Source organism: Microterricola viridarii (genome assembly GCF_001542775.1).
GTDB lineage: Bacteria > Actinomycetota > Actinomycetes > Actinomycetales > Microbacteriaceae > Microterricola > Microterricola viridarii_A.
Window position 1 is genome coordinate 604,745 of the sequence record NZ_CP014145.1, and the last position, 24,884, is coordinate 629,628.

Here is a 24,884-nt window from a genome sequence, read left to right on the forward strand (position 1 = left end):
ACCGCTGTGAACCTGCTGGTCACATCCTCAACCGACGATAGCGGCTTCCACGCCCCATCCATCGGCGAATTTTTCCCAGATGCCGTGCTTTTTGCCGGCACCGACTTCGAGATCAACCGCATCGTTCTGGTGCGCTTCCTCGCCGTGGCTGTTCTGATCCTGCTCTTCTGGCTCGGAACCCGCAAGATGAAGCTCGTTCCCGGTCGCTTCCAGAGCCTCATCGAGATGGGCCTGGACCTCGTCCGCGTCAACATCGGTGAAGACCTGTTGGGCCGCAAGGACGCCAAGCGGTTCCTGCCGATCCTGACCTCGATCTTCTTCATGGTTCTCTTCATGAACCTGACGGGCATCATCCCGGGTCTGAACATCGCCGGCACCGCCGTCATCGGTGTTCCCCTTGTCCTCGCGCTCGTCTCCTACGTGACGTTCATCTACGCGGGTATCAAGAAGAGCCCGGGCAAGTTCTTCAAGAACTCCCTGTTCCCGGCCGGCGTTCCGCTGCCCGTGTACATCATTGTGACGCCGATTGAGCTCATCTCGACGTTCATCATTCGCCCGGTCACCCTCGCCCTTCGTCTTCTGATGAACATGATGGTCGGCCACCTGCTGCTGGTTCTCTTCTTCGCAGCAACCCAGTTCTTCTTCTTCACGGCCGGCGGCCTCTGGTCGCTGCTCGGTGTCGGCTCGCTCGCATTCGGACTCGTCTTCACGCTGTTCGAGCTGCTGGTGGCCGTACTCCAGGCTTACGTCTTTGCCCTACTTACCGCGGTCTACATCCAGCTCGCGGTCGCAGAAGAACACTAGTAACTGACGAATCCGGCACCCGCCGAATTCGCCCAACGGAAGGAAACACAAACGTGGACGCAACAACCGTTCTCGCCGACATCACCGGCAGCATCGCGACGGTCGGCTACGGCCTCGCAGCAATCGGCCCGGCCATCGGTGTGGGTATCGTCGTCGGCAAGACCATCGAGGGTGTCGCTCGCCAGCCCGAGCTCGCAGGCCGCCTGCAGGTCCTGATGTGGATCGGTATCGCCTTCACCGAGGCGCTCGCCTTCATCGGTATCGCAACCGCCTTCATCTTCGGCTTCTAATCCTCTTTTTCGCTCTCTAAGGAGGCCTGATGCTTCACGCAGTGTTCACTGCTGCAACCGAAGAAGCGGCTCAGAACCCGCTTCTCCCGGCGTCGTACGACATCATCTGGTCGGCCGTCTGCTTCTTGATCGTCCTGGTCTTCTTCTGGAAGTTCGGACTGCCCAAGATGCAGGTCATGCTCGACCAGCGTGCCGAGGCGATCGAAGGCAACATCGCGAAGGCCGACGAGGCTCAGCGCAAGGCCGAGGCCGCTCTCGAGGAATACACCGCTCAGCTCGCCGACGCGCGTGCAGAGGCCGGCAACATCCGCGAGGCTGCCCGCGAGGATGGCAAGAAGATCGTCGCTGAGGCCAAGACCTCCGCGTCGACCGAGGCCGCTCGCATCACTGCGTCGGCTCAGGCACAGATCGAGGCAGAGCGGCAGGCCGCTGTTGTCTCGCTGCGCTCCGAGGTCGGCACGCTCGCGATTGACCTGGCATCCGGTGTGATCGGCGAAAGCCTCACCGACGACGCCAAGGCCAGCGCCATCGTCGACCGCTTCCTCGCAGACCTGGAGGCCGCCGAGAAGGCTGTGCCTTCGGCAGGAAAGAAGTAGTCACTATGGGATCAGCGACCAGAGAGGCCCTCGCTTCGGCGAGAGCCGCACTGACCGCTTCGGCAGTCAGCGGAGCAAGCCTCGCCGTCGGCGAGGAGCTGTTCTCTGCCAGCCGTGTCATCGGCAGCTCGAGCCAGCTCCTGCAGGCGATCGCCGACCCCGGCGCCGACACCGCGGCCAAGGTCGCGCTTGTCGACTCGGTCTTCGGTTCGTCGCTCTCGGCTCCGGCCCAGCAGCTGCTGCGCACTCTTGCCAGCAGCCGCTGGTCCGACCAGGAAGACGTCCTGGCGGCCATCGAGGAACTCGGTCTGCGCGCAATCGCCGACTCGGTTCCCTCCGGCACCCTGATCGAGCAGGAACTGTTCGCATTCGGCACCGCCGTTGCCTCTAACGCCGAGCTTGAGCTGGCCATTTCGAACAAGCTCGGCTCCGCCGACGCGAAGTCGAGCCTGGTCACCTCGCTGCTCCAGGGCAAGGCTTCGGACCAGACCGTCGCCATCGTCAAGCAGCTCGTGCAGCAGCCTCGCGGCCGCCGCATCGGCGAGCTGCTTCGGCACGCGGCATCCGTTGTCGCCGACGAAGCCGGTTTCGGCGTCGCCACGGTGACCTCGGCTACTCAGATCGCTCCGGCGCAGCTGCAGCGTCTCGCTGCAGTGCTGTCCGGCAGCTACGGCCGTGAGCTGCGGATCAACCAGGTGGTTGACCCCGCTGTACTCGGCGGACTCCGCGTTCAGGTCGGCGACGACGTGATCGACGGCAGCATTGCATCTCGTCTCAACGATGTGCGAATTCAGCTTGCCGGCTGACCTTGTGTCGGCTGGAACATATTTGACCTCGGCGCCGTAAGGCTTCGAAACGACAGAACCTGTACACCTCGTGCAGAAAAGGGAAGATGATGGCAGAACTCACAATCAGCCCCGATGAGATCCGCGACGCGCTCAAGGATTTCGTCAAGGCTTACGAGCCCGGCAGCGCTGCTGCCACCGAGGTTGGCCACGTGACGGATGCCGGTGACGGTATCGCTCACGTCGAAGGTCTCCCCGGAGTCATGGCCAACGAGCTCATCAAGTTCGCCGATGGCACCCTGGGCCTCGCCCAGAACCTCGACGAAGATGAGATCGGTGTTGTTGTGCTCGGCGAGTTCGACGGCATCGTCGAGGGCATGGAGGTCACCCGCACGGGTGAGGTTCTCTCCGTCCCCGTCGGTGACGCGTTCCTCGGTCGTGTTGTCGACCCGCTCGGCGCCCCGATCGACGGTCTCGGCGAGATCGTTGCAGAAGGCCGCCGCGCACTCGAGCTCCAGGCGCCCGGCGTCATGGCCCGCAAGTCGGTCCACGAGCCGATGCAGACCGGTATCAAGGCCATCGACGCCATGATCCCGATCGGCCGCGGCCAGCGTCAGCTGATCATCGGTGACCGTCAGACCGGCAAGACCGCTCTGGCGATCGACACCATCATCAACCAGAAGGCCAACTGGGAGTCCGGCGATGTCAACAAGCAGGTGCGCTGCATCTACGTTGCCATCGGTCAGAAGGGTTCCACCATCGCCTCGGTGAAGGGTGCCCTCGAAGACGCCGGTGCCATGGAGTACACCACGATCGTGGCCGCTCCGGCATCCGACCCCGCCGGCTTCAAGTACCTCGCCCCGTACACCGGCTCGGCCATCGGCCAGCACTGGATGTACGCCGGCAAGCACGTTCTCATCGTGTTCGATGACCTCTCCAAGCAGGCCGAGGCCTACCGCGCGGTTTCGCTTCTTCTGCGTCGCCCGCCGGGACGTGAGGCATACCCCGGTGACGTGTTCTACCTGCACTCCCGTCTGCTCGAGCGTTGCGCCAAGCTCTCCGACGAGCTCGGTGCCGGCTCGATGACCGGTCTTCCGATCATCGAGACCAAGGCCAACGACGTCTCGGCCTACATCCCGACCAACGTGATCTCGATCACCGACGGCCAGATCTTCCTGCAGTCCGACCTGTTCAACGCCAACCAGCGCCCCGCTGTTGACGTGGGTATCTCGGTCTCGCGTGTTGGTGGCGACGCTCAGGTGAAGTCGATCAAGAAGGTTTCCGGAACCCTGAAGCTTGAGCTGGCCCAGTACCGCTCGCTCGAGGCATTCGCGATGTTCGCATCCGACCTCGACGCGGCCAGCCGCCGTCAGCTTGCTCGTGGCGCACGCCTCACCGAGCTGCTCAAGCAGCCCCAGTACTCGCCGTTCCCGGTCGAGGACCAGGTCGTCTCGATCTGGGCCGGAACCAACGGCAAGCTGGACGAGGTTCCCGTCGAGGACATCCTGCGCTTCGAGCGCGAGCTGCTCGACTACCTGGGCCGCAACACCGAGGTTCTGAACAACCTGCGGGCAACCAACGTTCTCGACGACGCAACCGTCGCCGAGATGTCGGCCGCCGTTGACAAGTTCAAGCTCGAGTTCCAGACGGGCGACGGCAAGCCGTTGGCGTCGAACGAGAAGTTCGAAGCCATCGCCGAAGAAGACGTCAACCAGGAAAAGATCGTCAAGGGCCGTCGCTAAGCGACGCCCGAGACGACTATTCGACTGATACTGAACTAGGAATCACAGGAGAGACATGGGAGCGCAACTTCGGGTCTACCGGCAGAAGATCAAGTCTGCCCAGACGACCAAGAAGATCACTCGTGCCATGGAGCTGATCTCCGCATCACGCATCCAGAAGGCGCAGGCACGCGTCACGGCATCAACGCCGTACTCGCGGGCCATCACACGTGCCGTCTCGGCGGTTGCGACGCACTCGAACGTTGACCACGTGCTCACGACCGAGCCGGAGACGATCGAACGGGCAGCCGTCGTCATCTTCACCTCGGACCGTGGACTCGCGGGTGCATTCAGCTCTCAGGTGCTCAGAGAGGCCGAAGAGCTCAGCACGTTGCTGCGCTCCCAGGGCAAGGACGTCGTGTACTTCCTCGTCGGCCGCAAGGCCAACGCGTACTTCGCGTTCCGCCACCGCGCCTTTGAGCGCGTGTGGACGGGTGGTACCGACCAGCCGCAGTTCGAGACGGCGAAGGAGATCGGCGACGCACTGCTCGAGGCTTTCCTCCGCGACAGTGACGACGGCGGCGTGGACGAGATCCACGTTGTGTACAACCGCTTCGTCAGCATGGTCACCCAGGTGCCCGAGGTCGTCCGACTTCTTCCCCTCGAGGTTGTTGAGGGTGTCGAAGAGCCCGGCGCCACGGACATCCTGCCGCTGTACGAGTTCGAGCCGGATGTCGAGACTGTTCTCGACGCCCTGCTGCCGGTCTACATCGAGAGTCGCCTCTTCAACGCCATGCTGCAGTCGGCTGCTTCCGAGCACGCCAGCCGCCAGAAGGCGATGAAGTCGGCATCCGACAACGCCGACAAGCTCATCACCGACTTCACGCGCCTGGCAAACAACGCGCGTCAGTCCGAGATCACGCAGCAGATTTCCGAGATCGTCGGCGGCGCTGACGCGCTTTCGTCTGCCAAGTAGCCCTAGTTTTTTACGAAGTAAGTCCAGAAGAGAGAGAACAATGACTGACACTGCTACCGCGCCAGTCCAGGCTGAGAGTGCAGCGGGCTCCGTTGGCCGGATCGCCCGCGTCACCGGCCCCGTGGTCGACATCGAGTTCCCGCACGACTCCATCCCCGGCATTTACAACGCGCTGAAGACCGACATCACCATCGCCGGTGTGTCCACCACGATCACGCTCGAGGTTGCCCAGCACCTCGGTGACGACGTCGTGCGCGCCATCGCCCTGAACCCGACCGATGGTCTGGTCCGTGGCCAGGAAGTGACCGACACCGGCGCACCGATCTCGGTGCCCGTCGGCGACGTCACCAAGGGCAAGGTCTTCAACGTCATCGGTGAGGTGCTCAACGCCAAGCCCGGCGAGACGATCGAGATCACCGAGCGTTGGCCGATCCACCGCAAGGCTCCGGCCTTCGACCAGCTCGAGTCCAAGACCACCATGTTCGAGACCGGCATCAAGGTCATCGACCTTCTGACGCCGTACGTTCAGGGTGGAAAGATCGGCCTCTTCGGTGGTGCCGGTGTTGGTAAGACCGTTCTGATCCAGGAAATGATCCAGCGCGTTGCGCAGGACCACGGTGGTGTGTCGGTGTTCGCCGGTGTCGGTGAGCGCACCCGTGAGGGCAACGACCTCATCCACGAGATGGAAGAAGCAGGCGTCTTCGACAAGACCGCGCTTGTCTTCGGCCAGATGGACGAGCCGCCGGGAACGCGTCTGCGCGTCGCACTCTCGGCCCTGACCATGGCTGAGTACTTCCGCGACGTCGCGAAGCAGGACGTTCTCCTCTTCATCGACAACATCTTCCGCTTCACCCAGGCCGGCTCCGAGGTCTCGACCCTTCTGGGTCGTATGCCCTCTGCCGTTGGTTACCAGCCGAACCTCGCCGACGAGATGGGTGTGCTCCAGGAGCGCATCACCTCGACCCGCGGTCACTCGATCACCTCGCTGCAGGCGATCTACGTTCCCGCCGACGACTACACCGACCCGGCTCCGGCGACCACCTTCGCCCACCTCGACGCCACGACCGAGCTTTCTCGTGCGATCGCGTCGAAGGGTCTGTACCCGGCCGTTGACCCGCTGACCTCCACCTCGCGCATCCTCGACCCCCGCTACCTGGGCGAGGACCACTACCGCGTTGCGACCTCGGTCAAGCAGATCCTGCAGAAGAACAAGGAACTCCAGGAGATCATCGCCATCCTCGGTGTCGACGAGCTCTCCGAGGAAGACAAGATCACGGTGTCGCGTGCGCGCCGTATCGAGCAGTTCCTCTCGCAGAACACCTACATGGCCAAGAAGTTCACCGGCGTTGAGGGTTCCACCGTTCCGCTCAAGGAGACGATTGAGTCCTTCGACGCGATCGCCAAGGGTGAGTTCGACCACGTCGCCGAGCAGGCCTTCTTCAACGTCGGTGGCATCTCCGACGTCGAAGAGCGTTGGGCTCAGATCCAGAAAGAGAACGGCTAAGCATGGCCACGCTGTCCGTGAGCGTCGTCTCGGCAGACCAGGAAGTCTGGTCCGGCGAGGCTACCCAGCTCATCGCTCGCACCGTCGAGGGAGAGATCGGTATTCTCCCCGGCCACGAGCCGCTTCTCGCGATCCTCGCCCGTGGCGAGGTCCGCGTGACGCTGCCCGGCGGTGAGAAGATCACTGCGCAGGCGGATGACGGATTCCTCTCGGTCGAGAACAACAACGTTCAAGTTGTTGCTCGCCAGGCCGGTCTGGTCTAGTCAGCTCCACCCGTTCCACGACAAAGCCGGGACCACGGCGCGCGTAAGCGCTGCCGGGTCCCGGCTTTTTCATTCCCTCCCTGAGTCAGCCACGAGGAACCACCCATGCTCATCCTGCTCCCGCCCTCCGAGACGAAGCGCGACGGCGGCGACGGCCCACCGCTGGACGTAGCCAGGCTGGCGTTGCCCGCACTCGCCCCGCAGCGGCGCGAGCTCGTGGATGCCCTCGTGCAGCTGGCAGAAGACACCGACGCCTCCGTCGCTGCCCTCAAGCTCGGCCGCACGCAGCTGTTCGAGGTGGAGCGTAATCGGCAGCTCCACACCTCGGCGACCATGCCCGTGATCGACCGGTACACCGGTGTGCTCTACGACGCGCTCGACGCCGCGACGCTCTCGCCCGCGGCGCGCGCGTTTGCCCACAGCCACCTCGTCGTGCACTCCGCACTGCTCGGCCCCGTCGCGGCCCTGGACGGCGTGCCGGCCTACCGGATGTCGCACGACTCGCGTCTGCCGGCGCTCTCGCTGAAGGGCCACTGGGTTCCCGTCATCCGGCAGCAGTTCGCCCCGCTGGATGGCGTACTGCTCGATCTCCGCTCCGAGGCGTACACGGCGCTCGGCACGCTGCCGGTGCGGGAGGGCTCCGCCTACCTGCGTGTGCTCAGCGAGGGTGCTGACGGCCAGAAGCGGGCGCTGAACCACTTCAATAAGAAGTCCAAGGGCGAGTTCACCCGGGTGGTGCTGGAGGCAGGCATCGACTTCGGCAGCGTCGACGAACTGCTCGACTGGGCGCCGGGCGCCGGGCTGCGGTTGCAGCGGCACAAGCTGGCGACCGCGAAAGCGCCGGAAGAGCTCGCGCTCATCGTCTAGAGGCGCACGCTCCCGCACACCCGCCCTCCCGTTGGTCGAGTAGCGAGGGACGAGCGTATCGCGACCCCGCGCCCGGCTCGGTTTCTCGCTGGAAACTGGGTCTCGATACGGCCCTGGCGGGCCTACTCGACCAGCGGGCAGCGTCCGCCCGCACCCGTTTTGGTCGAGTAGCGAGGGACGAGCGTATCGAGACCGCGCACTCGGCTCGGTTTCTTGCCGGAAGCTGGGTCTCGATACGGCCCTGGCGGGCCTACTCGACCAGCGGGCAGCGTCCGCCCGCACCCGTTTTGGTCGAGTAGCGACGGACGAGCGTATCGAGACCCCGCGCACGGCTCGGTTTCTTGCCGGAAACGGGGTCTCGATACGGCCCTGGCGGGCCTACTCGACCAGCGGGCAGCGTCCGCCCGCACCCGTTGGTCGAGTAGCGAGGGACGAGCGTATCGAGACCCCGCGCCCGGCTCGGTTTCTTGCTGGAGACTGGGTCTCGATACGGCCCTGGCGGGCCTACTCGACCAGTGGGCAGCGTCGCCCGCACTCCTTGGTCGAGTAGCGAGGAACGAGCGTATCGACACCTCGCACTCGGCTCGGTTTCTTGCTGGAAACTGGGTCTCGATACGGCCCTGGCAGGCCGACTCGACCAGTGGGCAGCGTCCGCCCGCACCCGTTGGTCGAGTAGCGAGGGACGAGCGTATCGAGACCCCGCATTCGGCTCGGTTTCTTGCCGGAAACTGGGTCTCGATACGGCCCTGGCGGGCCTATTCGACCAGCGGGCAACGTCCCGCTGGCGACATGGAGCACCAGCGACCGAAGCCTCGAGCGCATCCGTTGACGCCGCAGCCGGCTCCGTCCGCAGGCGGGGTGCGCCTACCCCGCGCGGTGGCAGCCGACGACGTGGTCGTCGACGAGACCGGCCGACTGCATGAGCGCGTACATCGTCGTCGGGCCGACGAAGCCGTATCCGTGGGCGCGCAGCGCCTTGCTCAGGGCGACGGACTCCGCGGTCGTCGCCGGAACCTGCGCCAGCGTCTGCGGGCGCGCGCCGGCATCCGGGGCGAAGCTCCAGATCAGATCGTGCAGGCCATCGACGCCGAGCTCCTGGGTCACCCGGGCATTCTTGATCGTCGACGTGATCTTGCCGCGGTGCCGGATGATGCCCGCATTGCCAACCAGTCGCTCGACGTCGGCGTCGTCCATCGCGGCGACCGCGTCGATGTCGAATCCGTGGAAGGCCTCGCGGAACGCCGGGCGCTTGCGCAGGATCGTGATCCAGGAGAGTCCGGCCTGGAAACCCTCGAGGCAGACCTTCTCGAACAGGGCGCGGCCGTCGTGCAGCGGTTGGCCCCATTCCTCGTCGTGGTAGCGGCGGTACTCGGCGTCGTCGCCGACCCAGCCGCAGCGGGCGACACCGTCATCCGCCGTCGCGAGGTCGTTCACAGCGCGTAGTCCAGCTCGAGCTGGGTGTGCGGTTCGCGCGGGGGAGCGGGCACCCGGTTCGTCTTGTGGGCAATGCCCTCGTGGTCAAGCAGCCAAACCTTGGTCGGGATGCCATCGCCTCCGCTGTACCCGGTGATGCGTTTGTCGCCGGCCAGCACACGGTGGCAGGGCACAATGAGCGGGATCGGGTTGGCCCCGACGGCGCCGCCGATCGCACGGGCCGAGCCGGGCTTGCCGACCTCGACGCCGAGCTCACCGTAGGACAGGAACTCGCCCCAGCCGATCGTGCTCAGGCGAGACCAGACACTCGTCTGAAACTCGGTGCCGTGCATGGCGACCGGAAGATCGAAGTCGTGCCGCTCCCCGGCAAAGTACTCGGCCAGCTGGCGCGCGGCCAGCTCGAGCACGGCGTTCGGGCGCTCCGGCTCGTGCTCGAGTGGAACATGGCCATGGCGGGCGATGCTGAGGGATGTGATGTGCTCGCCGTCGCTGGTGAGCTCGAGCAGCCCGATCGGGCTCTCGGTGCGCAGAATGTACGCACTCTGGGTGCTGGTGTTCGCGGTCATGCTTCGACTGTAACCGGGCTGGCTGGGGTGCGCTGGCGAGAATCGGACACCTGTGCAGAGATCGCCGCTGGAGCGGTCCTGTGCACAACAGGGGAGCGCGGAGCGGGCGGCGCACGCTACCCACCGAGGCTGCGATCGCCGAGACTGCAGTAGTTGTGGCGCACAGCGCCTGAGCTTCACACCTCCTGCAATCTCGGTGGGGATGCCGTAGGCAAGCGTCATGCGGAGTCGCAGGCCGCGGCATCCGCAATAGGCTGGCAGACATGGCTCAGATCGAATACCGCACCCTCGGCAACTCCGGCCTCCGTGTCTCCACTGTGGGGCTCGGCTGCAACAACTTCGGCCGCGCCGGCACCGTGACCGAGACGCAGCAGGGCACGGATGCCGTCATCTCGGCCGCGATCGACGCGGGCGTGACTCTGCTCGACACCGCCGACATGTACGGCGCCGAGTACGGCCTGAGCGAGACCCTGATGGGCAACGCGCTGCGCGGCCGCCGCGAAGAGATCGTGCTCGCCACCAAGTTCGGGCACGTCGACTACCCGGCCCCGATCAGCAGCTGGGGCGCCAAGGGCTCCCGCCGCTATATCCGGCTCGCCGTCGAGGGCTCGCTGCGCCGCCTGCAGACCGACTGGATCGACCTGTACCAGCTGCACACCCCCGACCCGCACACGCCGATCGAGGAGACCCTCTCCACCCTGGACGACTTGATCAGCGAGGGCAAGGTCCGCTACATCGGGCATTCCAACTTCGCCGGCTGGCAGATCGCGGATGCCCAATACACGGCCGCACTGAACTCTCACCCGCGCTTCATCTCGGCGCAGAACGAGTACAACCTGCTCACCCGAGGCGCGGAGGCCGAGGTGCTCCCGGCCGTGAACGCCTACGGGCTCGGCTTCCTGCCCTGGTTCCCGCTCTACAACGGGCTGTTCACCGGCAAGTTCAGCCGCGAGGACGGCCCGGCCGACAGCCGCATCATGCGCACCCGCAAGCACCTCGTCGACAACGCCCCGTGGGACGCGATGGAGGCCTACGCCGCCTTCTGTGCCGACCGCGCCGTCACGATGCTGGCGGCGACGTTCGCCTGGCTGCTCGCCCAGCCGGGCCTGACCAGCGTCATCGCCGGTGCCACCACGCCGGAACAGGTGCAGCAGAACGCGGCGGCCGCCACGGCCTGGAAGCCCAGCGCGGAGGACGTCGCCACGATCGGCGGCTTCTTCGCGCAGCCCAAGTGACCCGCCCGAGACCGAGAGAGCGCACTGCGCCCGCTGCATGTTCACCCAGAGCGGAAGGCGGGCCCTAGCTGAGTGAGCGCTCACTCAGTTAGTCTTCTCGGGTGATCGCCGCTGCCGCATCCGTCAAGGCCGGCCGAGCCAAACCGCTCGGGCGTGAGGAGCGCCGCAGCGCCATCCTGGACGCCACCATCCCGCTGTTCATCGCGCACGGCGGCGACGTCACGAGCAAGCAGATCGCCGAGGCCGCCGGCATCGCCGAGGGCACGATCTATCGCGTCTTCGCCGACAAGGAGGAGCTGCTCGGGGCCGCGCTGCACCGCCACATGGACGGCGGTGCCCTCGCGACATCGCTGCTGCAGATTCCGCACGACGCCACGTTGGCGTCAACGCTCGAGATGATCGTGATGCGGTTGCAGGCCCGCATTCGCGAGCTGTTCGGCCTGATGGTCGCGCTCGACTTCTGGTCGCGGCCGCGGGCGGATGCCGAACACCACAAGCGCCCAGACAGCGAGGCGATCCTCAGTGCGGTCGCCACCGTGCTGGCGCGTCACGCCGACGAGCTGCGGATGCCGCCGCGCCGCGCCGCGCAGATGATCCGGCTCACCACGCTCTCGATGACCCACCCGCTGCTCAGCGAGGGAGAGAACTTCACCGTGGGGGAGATCACTGAGTTGCTGCTGCACGGCATGGCGCAACCGGCATCCGACCAACACGCCACCCACCCCACCGCCCCGACGAACGACTAGGAATCCCATGCTTCTCCCCTTGGTCTGGCGCTACCTCAAGCCCTACCGTTGGCTGCTCCTCGGTGTCGTGGTCTTCCAACTGGCACAGTCGATCGCCTCGCTCTACCTTCCGACGCTCAACGCCGACATCATCGACCAGGGTGTCGCCAAGGGCGACACCGCGTATATCATGACGACCGGCGCGTGGATGCTGCTGATCACCCTCGGGCAGATCGTTTGCGCGATCATCGCCGTGTACTTCGGGGCCCGCGCGGCCATGGCCCTCGGCCGGGACCTCCGACAGAGCGTGTTCGAGAAGGTCGGTGAGTTCTCGGAGCGGGAGGTGGCCAGCTTCGGCGCCCCCTCGCTGATCACCCGCTCCACTAATGACGTGCAGCAGGTGCAGATGCTGGTGCTGATGACCTGCACCCTGCTGGTGAGCGCCCCGATCCTCTGCATCGGCGGAATCATCATGGCGATGCGCCAGGACCTCGAACTGTCGTGGCTGATCGCGGTGGCTGTTCCCGTGCTGCTCATCGCCGTTGGGTTCATCGTGATCCGCATGGTGCCGTTGTTCCGCTCGATGCAGAAGCGCATCGACCGGGTGAACACGGTGCTGCGCGAGCAGCTCACCGGCATCCGCGTGATCCGCGCCTTCGTACGCGAGCCGATCGAGACCGAGCGCTTCGGCAAGGCGAACGCCGAGCTCACCGACACGGCGCTGCGAGCTGGGCGCCTGATGGCGTTGATGTTCCCCGTCGTGATGCTGGTGCTGAACATGTCCAGCATTGCGGTGCTCTGGTTCGGGGCGTTCCGCATCGACGACGGTTCGATGCAGATCGGCACGTTGACCGCCTTCCTCAGCTACCTGATGCAGATCCTGATGGCGGTCATGATGGCTACGTTCATGGCCGTGATGATCCCGCGCGCGGCCGTCTGCGCCGACCGCATCCAAGAGGTGCTCAGCACGGAGCCGAGCGTCATCCCGCCGACGAACCCCGTCACGGAGCTGCGCGGCATCGGCTCCATCGCGCTCGACGGCGTCTCTTTCTCTTACCCCGGCGCGGCCCAGCCCGTGCTCACCGACCTCGACTTCCGCACGGCGCCCGGCACGACGACCGCCGTCATCGGCAGCACCGGATCGGGCAAGACCACGCTCGTGAACCTGCTGCCGCGCCTGTTCGACGCGACGGAGGGAACCGTGCACATCGACGGCGTCGACGTGCGCGACATCGACCAGGAGCTGCTCTGGGGGCACATCGGGTTCGTCCCGCAGAAGCCCTACCTGTTCTCCGGCACCGTGGCCAGCAACCTGCGATACGGCAAGAGCGAGGCGACCGACCAGGAGCTCTGGCACGCCCTCGAGGTGGCCCAGGCCAGGGACTTCGTCGCCTCGATGCCCGGCGGGCTGGATGCGCAGATCAGCCAAGGCGGCACGAACGTGTCGGGCGGCCAGCGCCAGCGGCTGGCCATCGCCAGGGCCCTCGTCAAACGGCCGTCCATCTACATCTTCGACGACTCCTTCTCCGCACTGGACCTGACCACCGATGCGAACCTGCGTCGGGCACTCAAGGCCGACATCGGCGACGCCACGCTGTTCATCGTCGCCCAGCGCGTGTCGACGATCGTCGACGCCGACCAGATCTTGGTGCTCGAGGGCGGTGAGATCGTCGGCCGCGGCAGCCACGACGAGCTGTTGGAGACGTCGGAAACCTACGCGGAGATCGTCTCTTCGCAGCTCACCGCGGAGGAGGCAGCATGAGCGAGTCAGAGAACACGTCGGCGGATGACGCCGCTCCCGTCCGGACCCCACTTCCGCAGCGCGGGCCGATGGGCCGCGGCCCGATGGGCGGCGGCGGCGCCCCCGTCGAGAAGGCGATGAACTTCGGCCCCTCGCTGAAGCGCCTGATGGGCAGGCTTCGCCCCGAATGGTTCCAGGTCATCTCTGTCACGATCCTCGCCGCGATCGGCGTCGTGTTCAGTGTGCTCGGCCCGAAGCTGCTCGGCCAAGGCACCAACATCATCTTCGAGGGTGTCGTCTCGGCGCAGCTGCCGGCCGGCACCACCAAGGCGGAGGCGCTCGAGCAACTGCGTTCATCCGGCCAGGGCCAGCTGGCCGACATGCTCGCCCCGATGAACCTCACCCCCGGCCAGGGCATCGACTTCGCCGCGCTTGGCAGCGTGCTTCTCGGCGTGGCCGTGCTCTACCTGCTCGCGTCGGTGTTCATGTGGCTGCAGGCCTTCGTGCTGAACGGCAGCGTGCAGCGCACCATCTACCGCCTGCGCCAAGACATCGAGGTGAAGCTCAACGCACTCCCGCTGCGCTACTTCGACAAGATGCAGCGCGGTGAGCTGCTCAGCCGCGTGACGAACGACATCGACAACGTCTCGCAGAGCCTGCAACAGACGCTGAGCCAGGCGCTGACCTCGATCCTGACGGTCATCGGCGTGATGGTGATGATGTTCACGATCTCGCCGCTGCTCGCCCTCGTCGCCCTCGTCACCATCCCGCTGACGGTGCTCGTCACGGTGGTCATCGGCAAGCGCTCACAGAAGCTGTTCGTGGCGCAGTGGAAGCACACCGGCGAGTTGAACGCCCGCATCGAGGAGACCTTCACCGGGCACTCCCTGGTCAAGCTGTTCGGGCGCCGGCGCGAGACGAACGACGAGTTCACCGCGAAGAACGAGGAACTGTACGGGGCCAGCTTCGGCGCCCAGTTCGTGTCCGGCATCATCATGCCGGCGATGATGTTCATTGGGAACCTGGTCTACGTCGCCATCGCCGTGCTCGGCGGCCTGATGGTGGCCGGCGGGCAGATGAGCCTCGGTGACGTGCAGGCGTTCATCCAGTACTCCCGGCAGTTCACCCAGCCGCTCAGCCAGCTGGGGTCGATGGCGAACCTGTTGCAGTCCGGTGTCGCATCCGCCGAACGTGTGTTCCAGCTGTTGGACGCCGAGGAGCAGAGCCCGGATGCGGTGCGGCCGTACTCGACCGAGCCGGTCTCCACTGAGCGGGGCTCCGCCGAACTGGCCACCGCCGAACGGGGCGGGGCTGGGGTGGCGCGCTCGGCATCCGCGAACGGTGTCAGCGGCCGCCTCGTCTTCGACGACGTCAGCTTCCGCTATGAACCGGACAAGCCGCTGATCGAGCACGTGAACCTCGTCGCCGAACCCGGGCACACCATCGCGATCGTCGGCCCGACCGGCGCGGGCAAGACGACGTTGGTCAACCTGATCATGCGGTTCTACGAGCTGGACTCCGGCCGCATCACCCTGGACGGCACGGACATCGCCACGATGACCCGCGCAGAGCTGCGCGGCCGCATGGGCATGGTGTTGCAGGACACCTGGCTGTTCGGCGGCACGATCCGCGAGAACATCGCCTACGGCCGCCCCGGCGCAACGGAGGAGGAGATCCTCTCCGCCGCCCAGGCGACCTACGTCGACCGTTTCGTGCACGCCCTGCCGGACGGCTACGACACGGTGCTCGACGACGAGGCCGGCAACATCAGCGCCGGCGAGAAGCAGCTGATCACGATCGCGCGCGCCTTCCTCGCGCAGCCGAGCGTGCTCATTCTGGACGAGGCGACGAGCTCCGTCGACACCCGCACAGAGCTGCTCGTGCAGAAGGCGATGAGCGCCCTCCGCAGCGACCGCACCAGCTTCGTCATCGCCCACCGGCTCTCCACGATCCGGGACGCCGACCTCATCGTGGTGATGGAGGACGGCCAGATCGTCGAGCAGGGCAACCACGCCGAGCTGCTGCGCCTCGGCGGGGCCTACCACCGGCTGTACAACGCGCAGTTCGAGGCCCCGGCGCTGGAGGGCGAGGAGAGCCCGGCGTAGCCGGTTCCCGGCGAGTTGTGCACAGGGCGGCGTCTAGCCGCCCTTGTGCACAGCCGGGCGTTTGGGGCTTCCGGCGTCAGCTGAGGCGGCCGAGGATCGCTGCATGACAACGATCATCACGGCTCACGAGCCGCACGAATTCCTGGCCATCGTGCCCGAGTTGGCCGGCTTCCGCCCGGTGCAGAGCATGGTGCTCGTCGCCTTTCGGGGCTCCCGCAGCTGCGGGGCGCTCCGCGTCGACCTGCCGCCAGACGGGCCACCAGACGGGCCGCCGTCCGAGGGGCTGGCCCCCGATGGGCCGGTGGGAGCAGACGCCCAGAACGCGGTGGCGTCCTCGTTGGTCGGCATGCTCTGCAAGATCCCCGAGGTGGATGCCGTGGTGCCGGTGGCCTACACGGCCGCCCGGTTCGGGGCCGGAAGCATCCCGCCGCACGGCGAGTTCGTGAACGCGCTGATCTTCCACGCCGAGCAGTCCGGGTTCCTCGTACGGGACGCGCTCTGCGTCGCCGCTGACGGCTGGGCGTCGTACTTCGACACGGCTGTGCCGCGCGGCGGTCGGGCGCTCGCCCTGATCGCGGCGGCCCGCCAGCCAGCCACCCTCGACGACCAGCGCGGCCCCCGCTCTGACCAGCACGGCGGCCTCGTCGGCCAGCACGGACCCGGCCCGGAGCGCGCCCCGGCGAATCGGGCCACCAAGCAACAGATCGGCAAGCTGATCGCCCGCTTTCGGGCGATGGCCGTCGACCCTGTGGCGCTCGGCGAGCCCTCGGCAGAGTTGGAAGCGCTGTTGGACCTGCCGGGCATTGCCGAGACGAGCCTGGACGCACCGGCGGGGGAGCTGAGCATGTTGCACGCGGCCGCCCTCTTGTTCACGATGCAGTCCGCGCCGAGCCGGGATGTGCTGCTGTTGCAGTGGGCGTTCGGCGCCGCAGCCGGAGTGGTGGCCGAGCTGGAGAACGAGCGGTTCGTCGCCGGCGAGCCGGGCGCGGGCGCACAGAGCGCCCGGCTGCTCTGGGGCGAGGGGCCGCGGCCAGACCCGAAGAGGATCGAGGCGGCCATCGCGCTGCTGCTCGAGCTCGTGGCGCGGGCCCCGCGCAACTGCAAACCGCCGGCCTTGACGATGCTCGCCTGGCTGAACTGGGCGCTCGGGCGCAGCAGCCGGGGCGGCGTGTTCCTCGAGATGGCGCTGGCCATCAACCCGGACTACGGCCTCGCCGGGCTACTGGATTCCATGTTGCGGGCAGGGCACCTGCCGGAGTGGGCGTTCGCGGTTCCGCTGGAACAGCCCACCCCGCGGCAGGTCAGGCGGTCGGACGGTCGAAACGCGCGCCGCGCGGATCGGAGGGCAGCACGGTGAAGATGAAGATGATCAGCGATCCGACAGACGGGATCAGGTTGAGGAACCACATCCAGCCACTGAAGTTGATGTCGTGCAGGCGACGCACGGTGAGGGCCAGCCCGGGGATCAGCGTGGCGAGCGACCAGAGGCCCACCACGATGATGCCGGCCACCGCGACGCCGCTCAGCTGGTAGCTGCCCGTGTTCGAGTCCAGCGTGGAGCCGGTCAGGCCGAATACGGCGGTGAGAATGATCAGCAACCCCGTCACGATGAAGTTTGCCAGGGCCCAGAACCAGTACTCGCTCCGGCTGGCCCGGCCAGAGAAGGTGCCGTACTTCTTCCAGAATCGCGAGAAGGCCTCAGAGAACGATGCACCGTAGAGGGGTGCCCAGAGTGGGGTGGTCGCAGTGGTTGACATAGTGGCTCAGCGTACGGATCGTTCCGTTTCCTGTCGGGTCGACGCGCCCGCAGCCCGCTCAATGCCCGGTGAGTGGCCCCATCAGCTTGGCTGCCAGCGACGGTCGTCTGGTCAGGGACTCCTCCGCGTCGGAGAGCCCCGTGGCGAGCAGCCCCAGGTTCGAGCCGACGAAGCGCAGCGGCTCCGGTTCCCACTGCGGGGAGCGGTGGTTGACCCAGGGCAGCTCGGTGAGCGGTCCCTGCTCGTCCCGGATCAGTGCGCTCAGCGTGCGGCCGGCCAGGTTCGTGGTGCTGAGGCCGTCGCCGACGTAGCCGCCGGCGAGGGCGACCCCGGTCTTCGGGTTGTAGCTGGCCGTGGCCCGCCAATCGCGGCTGACCCCGAGCGGGCCGCCCCACTGGTGGGTGATGGCGGCATCCGTCGCGGCGGGGAAGAGGTCGACGAGGGTGCGCTGCAGATGGCCGAAGACGCGCGGGTCGCGGTCGTACTCCTCGCGGATGGCGCTGCCCCAGTGGTACCGGGCGCCGCGCCCGCCGAAGGCGAGCCGGTTGTCGGCCGTGCGCTGGCCGTAGATCACGAGGTGCCGGTAGTCGGTGAACGTCTCGCCGTGCTGGATGCCGATCTCGCGCCAGACGTCGTCGCTGAGGGGTTCCGTTGCGATCATCAGCGAGTACAGCGGCAGCACGTGCCGGCCGACCCGGGGCAGTGCCGCCCCGTACCCCTCGACGGCGATCACGATGGTGGTCGCCGAGACGGCGCCGTCGACGCTTCCACCGTCGGGCAGCGCGGAGCGGAACCGCACCCGCTTGGAGAACCAGTTGGTGACCTCCGTGCGCTCGAAGATCGTGACGCCGAGCGACTCGACCAGCCGGGCCAGGCCGCGCACGAGCTTCGCCGGCTGCAGCCGGGCGCAGGCCGGGTCGAAGGCGGCGCCGAGCGGGCGCTCGCGCCCGGTGCCGCGCGCGCCGAACCGCCCTTCGACGTGCTCGGCGCTCCACAGTTCCAGCTCGTCGACGCCGTACTCGGCGGCGGCGGCCACGTCGGCCTGGGCTGCGGCGAGTTGCGGGGCGTTGCGGGCGAAGGCGACGGTGCCGCCCTGCACGAAGTCGCAGTCGATGCCCTCGGCCTCGGTGACCCTGGCCACCTCACCGACGGTGTCGTTCATGGCCCGCCGCATCGCGAGTGCCGCGTCGCGCCCGTGGCTGCGCTCCAACGCCGCGGTGGAGGTCGGGAACAGCGCGGAGCACCAGCCGCCATTCCGGCCCGACGCGCCGTACCCCGCGATGTGTTTCTCGAGCACCGCGATGCGCAGGCTCGGATCAGCCTTGGCCAGGTAATACGCCGTCCACAATCCGGTCAGGCCCCCGCCGACGATGCACACATCGAAGGTGGCGTTGCGGGTGAGCGGCGCGCGCGGCCGCAGATCATCCGTGCCCGCGGCACGCAGTGCGTCGAGCCAGAAGCTGGGCGGAGCCTCAGCCTCCCGGCTCAGAGACGCGACCACGCCTCACTCAGCACACCGCGCAGGATGTCGGTGATCTCAGTGAACTCGGCCGGCCCGATGGTCAGCGGCGGCGCCAACTGCACGACAGGGTCGCCCCGGTCGTCGGCCCGGCAGTACAGCCCGGCGTCGTAGAGCCCCTTGGACAGGAACCCGCGCAGCAGCCGCTCCGACTCCTCGTCGTTGAACGTCTCCTTCGTCGACTTGTCTTTGACCAGCTCGATGCCGAAGAAGTAGCCGTCGCCGCGCACGTCGCCCACGATCGGCAGGTCGAGCAGGGTCTCCAGCGAGGCCCGGAACAGCGGCGAGTTCTCGCGAACACGCTCGTTGAGTCCCTCCTCCTCGAAGATGTCCAGGTTCTCCAACGCCACGGCGGCAGACACCGGGTGCCCGCCGAAGGTGTAGCCGTGGTAGAAGGTGGTGTCGCCCTTGGAGAACGGCTCGTAGATGCGGTCGCTGACGATGGTGGCACCGATCGGCGAGTAGCCACTGGTCATGCCCTTTGCACAGGTGATCATGTCCGGCACGTAGCCGTACTGGTCGCAGGCGAACATGTGGCCGATCCGGCCGAAGGCGCAGATGACCTCGTCGCTGACCAGCAGCACGTCGTACTTGTCGCAGATCTCACGCACACGCTGGAAGTATCCGGGAGGCGGCGGGAAGCATCCGCCCGAGTTCTGCACCGGCTCCAGGAACACGGCGGCGACGGTCTCCGGGCCCTCGAACTGGATCATCTCCTCGATGCGGTTCGCCGCCCAGACGCCGAACTGCTCGAGGTCGTCGCTGGGCGCGCCGACCTCCGCCGCGCGGTAGAAGTTCGTGTTCGGCACCCGGAAGCCGCCGGGCGTGATCGGCTCGAACATCTCCTTCATCGAGGGGATGCCGGTGATCGCGAGTGCTCCCTGCGGCGTGCCGTGGTAGGCGACGGCCCGTGAGATCACCTTGTGCTTGGTGGGGCGGCCCTGCAGCTTCCAATACTGCTTGGCGAGTTTGAAGGCCGTCTCGACGGCCTCGCCGCCGCCGGTGGAGAAGAACACCTTGTTCAGGTCGCCGGGGGCGTAGTCGGCGAGCCTGTCGGCAAGCTCGATCGCGGAGGGGTGCGCGTATGACCAGAGCGGGAAGAACGCGAGCTCCTCGGCCTGCTTCGCCGCGGCCTGGGCCAGACGCTTGCGGCCGTGCCCGGCGTTCACGACGAACAGCCCGGAGAGGCCGTCGAAGTACTTCTTGCCCTTCGAGTCGAAGATGTGGTGGCCCTCACCCCGGGTGATGATCGGCACCCCGCCGTTGTCCATGCCGGACTGCCGGGTGAAGTGCATCCAGAGGTGGTCCTTGGCCTTCTGCTGCAGTTGCTCTTCGGTGAGCTGCGGACGAGTTGAGATTCCCATGATTTACCGTGTTCCCCAGTTGTACAACTGCTTGTGAAGTCGGAGGTAGACGAACGTTTCTGTGCTGAGGACGCCATCCAGATTGCGGATCTGCGTGTTCAGCAGGGTGAGCAGCTCCTCGTCGTCCTCGCAGACGACCTCGACCAGGAGGTCGAAGCTGCCCGCGGTGAGCACGACGTAGTCAACGGAGCTGAGAGCGGATATCGCATCGGCGAGCACGCGGGTGTCGCCGCTGGCCCGGATGCCGATCATCGCTTGGCGGAAGAAGCCGAGTTGCATCGGGTCGGTGACGGCGACGACCTGCATGACGCCGGCATCCGTGAGCTTCTGCACCCGCTGGCGCACCGCGGCCTCGCTGAGCCCGACGGCCTTGCCGATCTCGGCGTAGCTGCGCCGACCATCCACCTGCAGCTGTTCGATGATCGCCTTCGAGACGTCATCCAGTTGCACCGGCTTGACCGGAGACATGCGACCATGCGTGCTCATGGCTTGATTCTGTCAGTGCGAAGCTGCCTTGACAAGGGAATCCGTGGTTCAAAGGTGCATCGGCGACGGAATCCATTGAAATTCCTACTCGATACCGCGGCGCGAGCAGCCTAGGCTGTTGGCCATGGCCCACCATGTCCTGCGCAACTTCGTGAATGGCGACTATTCCGAGTCGCGTTCCGACACCCGCCTGGAGCTGGTCGACCCCGCAACCGAACAGGTTTACGGCACGAGCCCCATCTCCACGGCGGATGACGTCGCCGCGGCATACGACGCGGCATCCGCCGCGTTTGAGGTGTGGGGAGAGACCACCCCCGGTGAACGCCAGCTGGCGCTGTTCCGCATTGCGGACGCGATGGAGGCACGCGCGGACGAGTTCGCCGACGCCGAGTCGCAGGACACCGGCAAGCCCCGCGGCACCCTTGTCGAGGACGAGATCCTGCTCTCCGTCGACCAGATCCGCTTCTTTGCCGGTGCCGCCCGCAATCTGGAGGGCCGTTCGGCCGGCGAGTACATGAAGGACCACACCTCTTTCATCCGCCGCGAGCCGGTCGGCGTGATCGGCCAGGTGACGCCGTGGAACTACCCCCTGAACATGGCCGTGTGGAAGTTTGCCCCGGCGCTCGCCGCCGGCAACACAACCGTGCTGAAGCCCTCTGACACCACGCCGCTCTCGACGCTGCTGCTGGCTGAGGTCGCGGCGGAGTTCCTGCCCCCGGGCGTGCTCAACGTCGTCACAGGGGACCGCTCGACCGGTGCCGCCATGATCGAGAACCGGACGCCGCAGATGGTGTCCATCACCGGTTCGGTGCGCGCGGGCATGGAGGTGGCCAAGGCCGCGGCCAGCGACCTCAAGCGGGTGCACCTGGAGCTGGGCGGCAAGGCGCCCGTCGTGGTCTTCGACGACGCCGACATCGAGGCCGCCGTGCGGGGCATCACCGCCGCCGGCTACTTCAACGCCGGGCAAGACTGCACGGCGGCCACCCGGGTGCTGGTGCAGGCCGGCATCCACGACGAGTTCGTGCAGGCTCTGCGCGACTACGCCCGCGCGAACGCCATTACCGGCGCGCCGCGTGAGCCGGGAATCCTGTTCGGCCCGGTCAACAACGCCGGGCAGCTGGCCCAGGTCAGCGGTTTCATCGACCGCCTGCCCGACCACGCCACCATCGAACTGGGCGGCGCGCGTCAGGGCGACACGGGATACTTCTGGCCGGCCACCATCATCTCCGGCCTCAAGCAGAACGACGACGCCGTGCAGAACGAGATCTTCGGACCGGTCATCACGGTGCAGAAGTTCAGCGACGAGGCTGAGGCGCTACGCTGGTCGAACGACGTGGACTACGCCCTCGCCTCCTCGGTGTGGACCAAGGACCACAGCCGGGCCATGCGGATGGCGAAAAACCTCGACTTCGGTTGTGTCTGGATCAACACGCACCTCCCGATCGTCGCCGAGATGCCGCACGGCGGATTCAAACACTCCGGCTACGGCAAGGATCTCTCGATGTATGGCTTCGAGGACTACACGCGGATCAAGCACGTGATGAGCTACATCGGATGAGTGCACCACGGTGGCGCGCCGTCCCACCCGCGCCCGATGCCCACCCGAGCACGCTCTGGCACTACGTGATTGCGCAGAGCTGGGTGGCGGCGGTGCCCGCCGGCACGCCCGAGCCGGTGCTCGAAGCATTGTTGGACCTGCGCGGGGCCGCGGCGAGCACGCTGGAACGCGTGCTCGCCGTGATCCCGTTGCAAGGCGAGAGCGCCGTCGAGGACTTCGCCGTCGTCGAGTTGGCGGCCGAGATCGACGGCACCGCCGGTGACGGCGGGGAGGGCACCGTGAGCGTCATCGTGCGCGGCCGCGCCGTCGTCGACGTCTTCGCCGGCAGCGGTGTCCAGCGGCACTCGAGTCGCGGCATCCGCCCCTGGCTGCTCGCGGACTTCCGCGAAGTGAGCGCGCTCTCTTTCTCGACGGCGAACGCCCGCCCCATCTCTGCCGCCGAGTTGCCGCCGCCCGGCGCCACGGCGAGCATCGACGGTGACGGCCAGTGGGCGGAGCAGGGCGGTGCGCAGCAGGGTAGCGCGCTGAGTGGTCGCCGCCTTGACCTGGTGCTGGGCGTGCCGGATGGCGCGGCGGAAGGCCTCGGCAGCGGCGACGATGCCGGCCCGCTGGTGCACCGGATTCGCATCGCGGGGGAGACCTTTGTTCTCGACGTGGACAGCTACATCGGGCGGCGCCCGCACGCCGTGCAGCTCGGCAACAACACGGCCAGGCTGATCACGGTCAGCTCGCCCGCCCAGGAGGTCTCCTCCACCCATGTGCTGGTCAACCAACGCGGCGAGGACGTGATCGTGACCGATCTGGACTCGACCAACGGAACGCTCGTGGAACAGCCGGACGGGTCGCAGCTGCACCTGCACGGCGGCACCGCCACCGTCGTGCCGGCCGGCAGTCGGATCCTGCTCGGCGACGGGGTTGTTATCGACGTGCTGCCGATCACGGCCGACGGAACGGCCAGGTGGCGATAAAGTTGAATCCCACCCACCACCAGCGAAGGCGCACTAGGTGACTCAGATCGGCCACGAGCACAACGGGCACACCGCGACGGTTGCGAGCCCGAACGGCACCGAAATCACGCTGGCGTGGGCGGCGATGACCGACACCGGGCTGCGCCGCGAGGCCAATGAGGACAGCTTCCTCGCCGAGACCCCGCTCTTCGTCGTCGCCGATGGCATGGGCGGGCACTCGGCCGGCGACGTGGCCAGTGGGGCAGTGGTGAGCCGACTCGCCGAGCTGAGCGGGCAGAGCGCCGTCGGGCCGGCCGCCATCGAGGACGCCCTGCGCCTGGCTGTCCAAGACATGCACGAAAAGGTTGGCGTCACGGATGCCGGCTCCGGAACGACGGTGACCGGCGTCGCCATCACGGCCACGACCGGCGCGGATTCCGCCTGGCTGGTCTTCAACATCGGGGATTCCCGCGTCTACGTGCTGAGCGGCGGCGTTCTGGAGCAGCTCACCCGCGACCATTCGGTCGTGCAGGAGCTCCTGGACGCCGGACACATCACGCCGGAAGAGGCTGAGACGCACCCGCACAGCAACGTCATCACGCGCGCCGTCGGGTTCCATGAAGACCCGGTGCCCGACTATCAGCTGATCCCGATCGAGGCCGGCATGCGCCTGCTGATCTGCTCCGACGGCCTCACCAAGGAACTGACGAACTACGGCATCCGCCACTTTCTGCTCGCCAACCCGCGCCCGGGCGATGCCGTCGAGAAACTGGTCGAGGCGGCGCTCGGCAATGGTGGCCGCGACAACGTGACGGTCGTCGTCGTCGACGTGGTCGCCGTGAGGCGCGGCGACAGCCAGTACGCTGGAGAGATGAAGGGAGAGCGATCGTGAACTGCCAGATCTGTGGCGCAGAGCTCCCCAGTGACGCCCTCTTCTGCGGCGAATGCGGCAGCTCGACCAGCGCGACCCCGGCGTCACGCCAGCGCAGCGATGCCCGGCCGACCGACACGACGCTGATCCGACCGATCCGTCCGCAGCAGACCACCGGCATCGTCAGCGTCGCCCTCGACGGCAGCGCGGTGCGCCCGGCGGATGCCGGCACGGAGAGCGCCGGTACCGAGACCGCCGGCACCGAGAGCGCCGCCGAGACTGCCGGTGCCGCGACAGCCGGCGCCGGGCACGCCGCGGCGGAGCCGGGAAGTGCGGGCGCCGTGCCGCGCGGGTCGGCCTCCGGCACCAGCTTCGTGCTGCAGTTCAGCACGGGCGAGTCCTTCGATGTCAGCGGGAGCGGCCTCATCGGGCGCCGCCCGCTGCCGACCGCCCAGGAGAGCTTCGACCACCTGATCCAGATCACCGACCCCGGGCGTTCGGTCTCCAAGACCCACCTCGAGTTCGGCCAGCACGACAACGAGCTCTGGGTGTGCGACCGCGACTCCGGCAACGGCACGGTCGTGCGGCGCACGGACGGCGTCGTGACCTCCTGCGAGCCCGGGCGGCGCTACCGGGTTGCCCGCGGTGCGCGGGTGGAGATCGGCGAGCAGTTCTTCGTCGTCGCCTGACAAACGAGCGCCTGGCGGGGCTCGGCCTGTTGCATTCCCAGCTGTTGTGCGCGCGCTTGTTGTGCACGCGCCTGTTGTGCA

At 67.1% G+C, this 24,884-nt stretch carries 24 protein-coding genes; 18 read left to right on the forward strand and 6 right to left on the reverse strand.

Annotation, left to right across the window (positions count from 1 at the left end; all coding sequences use genetic code 11):
• Positions 1–6 precede the first annotated feature (6 nt).
• From atpB to AWU67_RS02780, 9 genes are all read left to right on the forward strand, one after another.
• The gene (gene atpB, locus AWU67_RS02740) at positions 7–804 is read left to right on the forward strand and encodes a F0F1 ATP synthase subunit A (RefSeq protein WP_067226461.1); all 798 of its coding nucleotides are present in this window, start codon (positions 7–9) and stop codon (positions 802–804) included.
• Between the two features lie 53 nt (positions 805–857).
• Complete coding sequence (atpE, locus tag AWU67_RS02745; protein WP_067226465.1) at positions 858–1,094, forward strand: ATP synthase F0 subunit C; 237 nt, start codon at positions 858–860, stop codon at positions 1,092–1,094.
• Between the two features lie 29 nt (positions 1,095–1,123).
• The gene (locus AWU67_RS02750) at positions 1,124–1,690 is read left to right on the forward strand and encodes a F0F1 ATP synthase subunit B (protein ID WP_067226470.1); all 567 of its coding nucleotides are present in this window, start codon (positions 1,124–1,126) and stop codon (positions 1,688–1,690) included.
• Between the two features lie 5 nt (positions 1,691–1,695).
• Positions 1,696–2,496 carry a F0F1 ATP synthase subunit delta gene (locus AWU67_RS02755; protein ID WP_067226472.1) on the forward strand — a complete coding sequence of 267 codons (801 nt, stop codon included), beginning with the start codon at positions 1,696–1,698 and terminating at the stop codon, positions 2,494–2,496.
• An 89-nt stretch (positions 2,497–2,585) separates the two neighbouring features.
• Positions 2,586–4,217, forward strand: coding sequence for a F0F1 ATP synthase subunit alpha (atpA, locus tag AWU67_RS02760; protein WP_067226475.1), 1,632 nt, complete (start codon positions 2,586–2,588; stop codon positions 4,215–4,217).
• A gap of 55 nt (positions 4,218–4,272) precedes the next feature.
• Positions 4,273–5,172 carry a F0F1 ATP synthase subunit gamma gene (locus tag AWU67_RS02765; protein ID WP_067226478.1) on the forward strand — a complete coding sequence of 300 codons (900 nt, stop codon included), beginning with the start codon at positions 4,273–4,275 and terminating at the stop codon, positions 5,170–5,172.
• 40 nt (positions 5,173–5,212) lie between these two features.
• The gene (gene atpD, locus AWU67_RS02770) at positions 5,213–6,676 is read left to right on the forward strand and encodes a F0F1 ATP synthase subunit beta (protein ID WP_067226480.1); all 1,464 of its coding nucleotides are present in this window, start codon (positions 5,213–5,215) and stop codon (positions 6,674–6,676) included.
• 2 nt (positions 6,677–6,678) lie between these two features.
• On the forward strand, positions 6,679–6,939 hold the full coding sequence (locus tag AWU67_RS02775; RefSeq protein ID WP_067226482.1) for a F0F1 ATP synthase subunit epsilon: 261 nt from the start codon (positions 6,679–6,681) through the stop codon (positions 6,937–6,939).
• A gap of 105 nt (positions 6,940–7,044) precedes the next feature.
• A complete protein-coding gene (locus tag AWU67_RS02780) occupies positions 7,045–7,806 on the forward strand; it encodes a YaaA family protein (RefSeq protein WP_067226485.1) in 762 nt (253 codons plus the stop codon).
• Positions 7,807–8,670: 864 nt separating this feature from the next.
• Here the strand turns inward: AWU67_RS02780 and AWU67_RS02785 are convergent.
• Together AWU67_RS02785 and AWU67_RS02790 are read right to left on the reverse strand one after the other, a co-directional pair.
• Complete coding sequence (locus AWU67_RS02785) at positions 8,671–9,240, reverse strand: DNA-3-methyladenine glycosylase I (RefSeq protein ID WP_067226488.1); 570 nt, start codon at positions 9,238–9,240, stop codon at positions 8,671–8,673.
• Entirely contained in the window at positions 9,237–9,806 is a 570-nt protein-coding gene (locus tag AWU67_RS02790; protein WP_082716725.1) for a methylated-DNA--[protein]-cysteine S-methyltransferase, read from the reverse strand. The genes AWU67_RS02785 and AWU67_RS02790 overlap by 4 nt, the downstream gene beginning before the upstream one ends.
• Before the next feature lie 263 nt (positions 9,807–10,069).
• Here AWU67_RS02790 and AWU67_RS02795 point away from each other — a divergent pair, with 263 nt between their 5' ends.
• The 5 genes from AWU67_RS02795 to AWU67_RS02815 all read left to right on the forward strand — a co-directional run bounded on the left by AWU67_RS02795 (position 10,070) and on the right by AWU67_RS02815 (position 16,969).
• A complete protein-coding gene (locus AWU67_RS02795; RefSeq protein ID WP_067226490.1) occupies positions 10,070–11,041 on the forward strand; it encodes an aldo/keto reductase in 972 nt (323 codons plus the stop codon).
• Positions 11,042–11,142: 101 nt separating this feature from the next.
• Complete coding sequence (locus AWU67_RS02800; RefSeq protein WP_067226493.1) at positions 11,143–11,787, forward strand: TetR/AcrR family transcriptional regulator; 645 nt, start codon at positions 11,143–11,145, stop codon at positions 11,785–11,787.
• A 7-nt stretch (positions 11,788–11,794) separates the two neighbouring features.
• Positions 11,795–13,528, forward strand: a complete 1,734-nt coding sequence (locus tag AWU67_RS02805) for an ABC transporter ATP-binding protein (protein ID WP_067226497.1) — start codon at positions 11,795–11,797, stop codon at positions 13,526–13,528.
• Positions 13,525–15,612: an ABC transporter ATP-binding protein gene (locus tag AWU67_RS02810; RefSeq protein WP_067226499.1), complete on the forward strand. Its 2,088-nt coding sequence runs from the start codon at positions 13,525–13,527 to the stop codon at positions 15,610–15,612. Before AWU67_RS02805 ends, AWU67_RS02810 begins: the two co-directional genes overlap by 4 nt.
• Before the next feature lie 103 nt (positions 15,613–15,715).
• A complete protein-coding gene (locus AWU67_RS02815) occupies positions 15,716–16,969 on the forward strand; it encodes a DUF4192 family protein (protein ID WP_067226502.1) in 1,254 nt (417 codons plus the stop codon).
• Here AWU67_RS02815 and AWU67_RS02820 read toward each other — a convergent pair.
• Genes AWU67_RS02820 through AWU67_RS02835 form a run of 4 tightly spaced genes read right to left on the reverse strand, consistent with a single transcriptional unit; the run spans position 16,914 to position 20,738 of the window.
• Complete coding sequence (locus AWU67_RS02820; protein WP_067226504.1) at positions 16,914–17,369, reverse strand: DUF805 domain-containing protein; 456 nt, start codon at positions 17,367–17,369, stop codon at positions 16,914–16,916. The two genes, AWU67_RS02815 and AWU67_RS02820, sit on opposite strands and share 56 nt — an antisense overlap.
• A gap of 58 nt (positions 17,370–17,427) precedes the next feature.
• The gene (locus AWU67_RS02825) at positions 17,428–18,870 is read right to left on the reverse strand and encodes an NAD(P)/FAD-dependent oxidoreductase (protein ID WP_234407333.1); all 1,443 of its coding nucleotides are present in this window, start codon (positions 18,868–18,870) and stop codon (positions 17,428–17,430) included.
• Entirely contained in the window at positions 18,855–20,252 is a 1,398-nt protein-coding gene (locus AWU67_RS02830) for an aspartate aminotransferase family protein (protein ID WP_067226506.1), read from the reverse strand. The genes AWU67_RS02825 and AWU67_RS02830 overlap by 16 nt, the downstream gene beginning before the upstream one ends.
• A 3-nt stretch (positions 20,253–20,255) precedes the next feature.
• Positions 20,256–20,738 carry an Lrp/AsnC family transcriptional regulator gene (locus tag AWU67_RS02835; RefSeq protein ID WP_067226508.1) on the reverse strand — a complete coding sequence of 161 codons (483 nt, stop codon included), beginning with the start codon at positions 20,736–20,738 and terminating at the stop codon, positions 20,256–20,258.
• A 124-nt stretch (positions 20,739–20,862) separates the two neighbouring features.
• Here AWU67_RS02835 and AWU67_RS02840 point away from each other — a divergent pair, with 124 nt between their 5' ends.
• The 4 genes from AWU67_RS02840 to AWU67_RS02855 are packed head-to-tail and all read left to right on the forward strand — an operon-like array spanning position 20,863 to position 24,803.
• Positions 20,863–22,296 carry a gamma-aminobutyraldehyde dehydrogenase gene (locus AWU67_RS02840; protein WP_067226511.1) on the forward strand — a complete coding sequence of 478 codons (1,434 nt, stop codon included), beginning with the start codon at positions 20,863–20,865 and terminating at the stop codon, positions 22,294–22,296.
• Entirely contained in the window at positions 22,293–23,264 is a 972-nt protein-coding gene (locus AWU67_RS02845; RefSeq protein WP_067226514.1) for an FHA domain-containing protein, read from the forward strand. Before AWU67_RS02840 ends, AWU67_RS02845 begins: the two co-directional genes overlap by 4 nt.
• A gap of 37 nt (positions 23,265–23,301) precedes the next feature.
• The gene (locus tag AWU67_RS02850; protein WP_234407334.1) at positions 23,302–24,135 is read left to right on the forward strand and encodes a PP2C family protein-serine/threonine phosphatase; all 834 of its coding nucleotides are present in this window, start codon (positions 23,302–23,304) and stop codon (positions 24,133–24,135) included.
• Positions 24,132–24,803 carry an FHA domain-containing protein gene (locus tag AWU67_RS02855; protein ID WP_067226518.1) on the forward strand — a complete coding sequence of 224 codons (672 nt, stop codon included), beginning with the start codon at positions 24,132–24,134 and terminating at the stop codon, positions 24,801–24,803. Before AWU67_RS02850 ends, AWU67_RS02855 begins: the two co-directional genes overlap by 4 nt.
• Positions 24,804–24,884 lie beyond the last annotated feature (81 nt).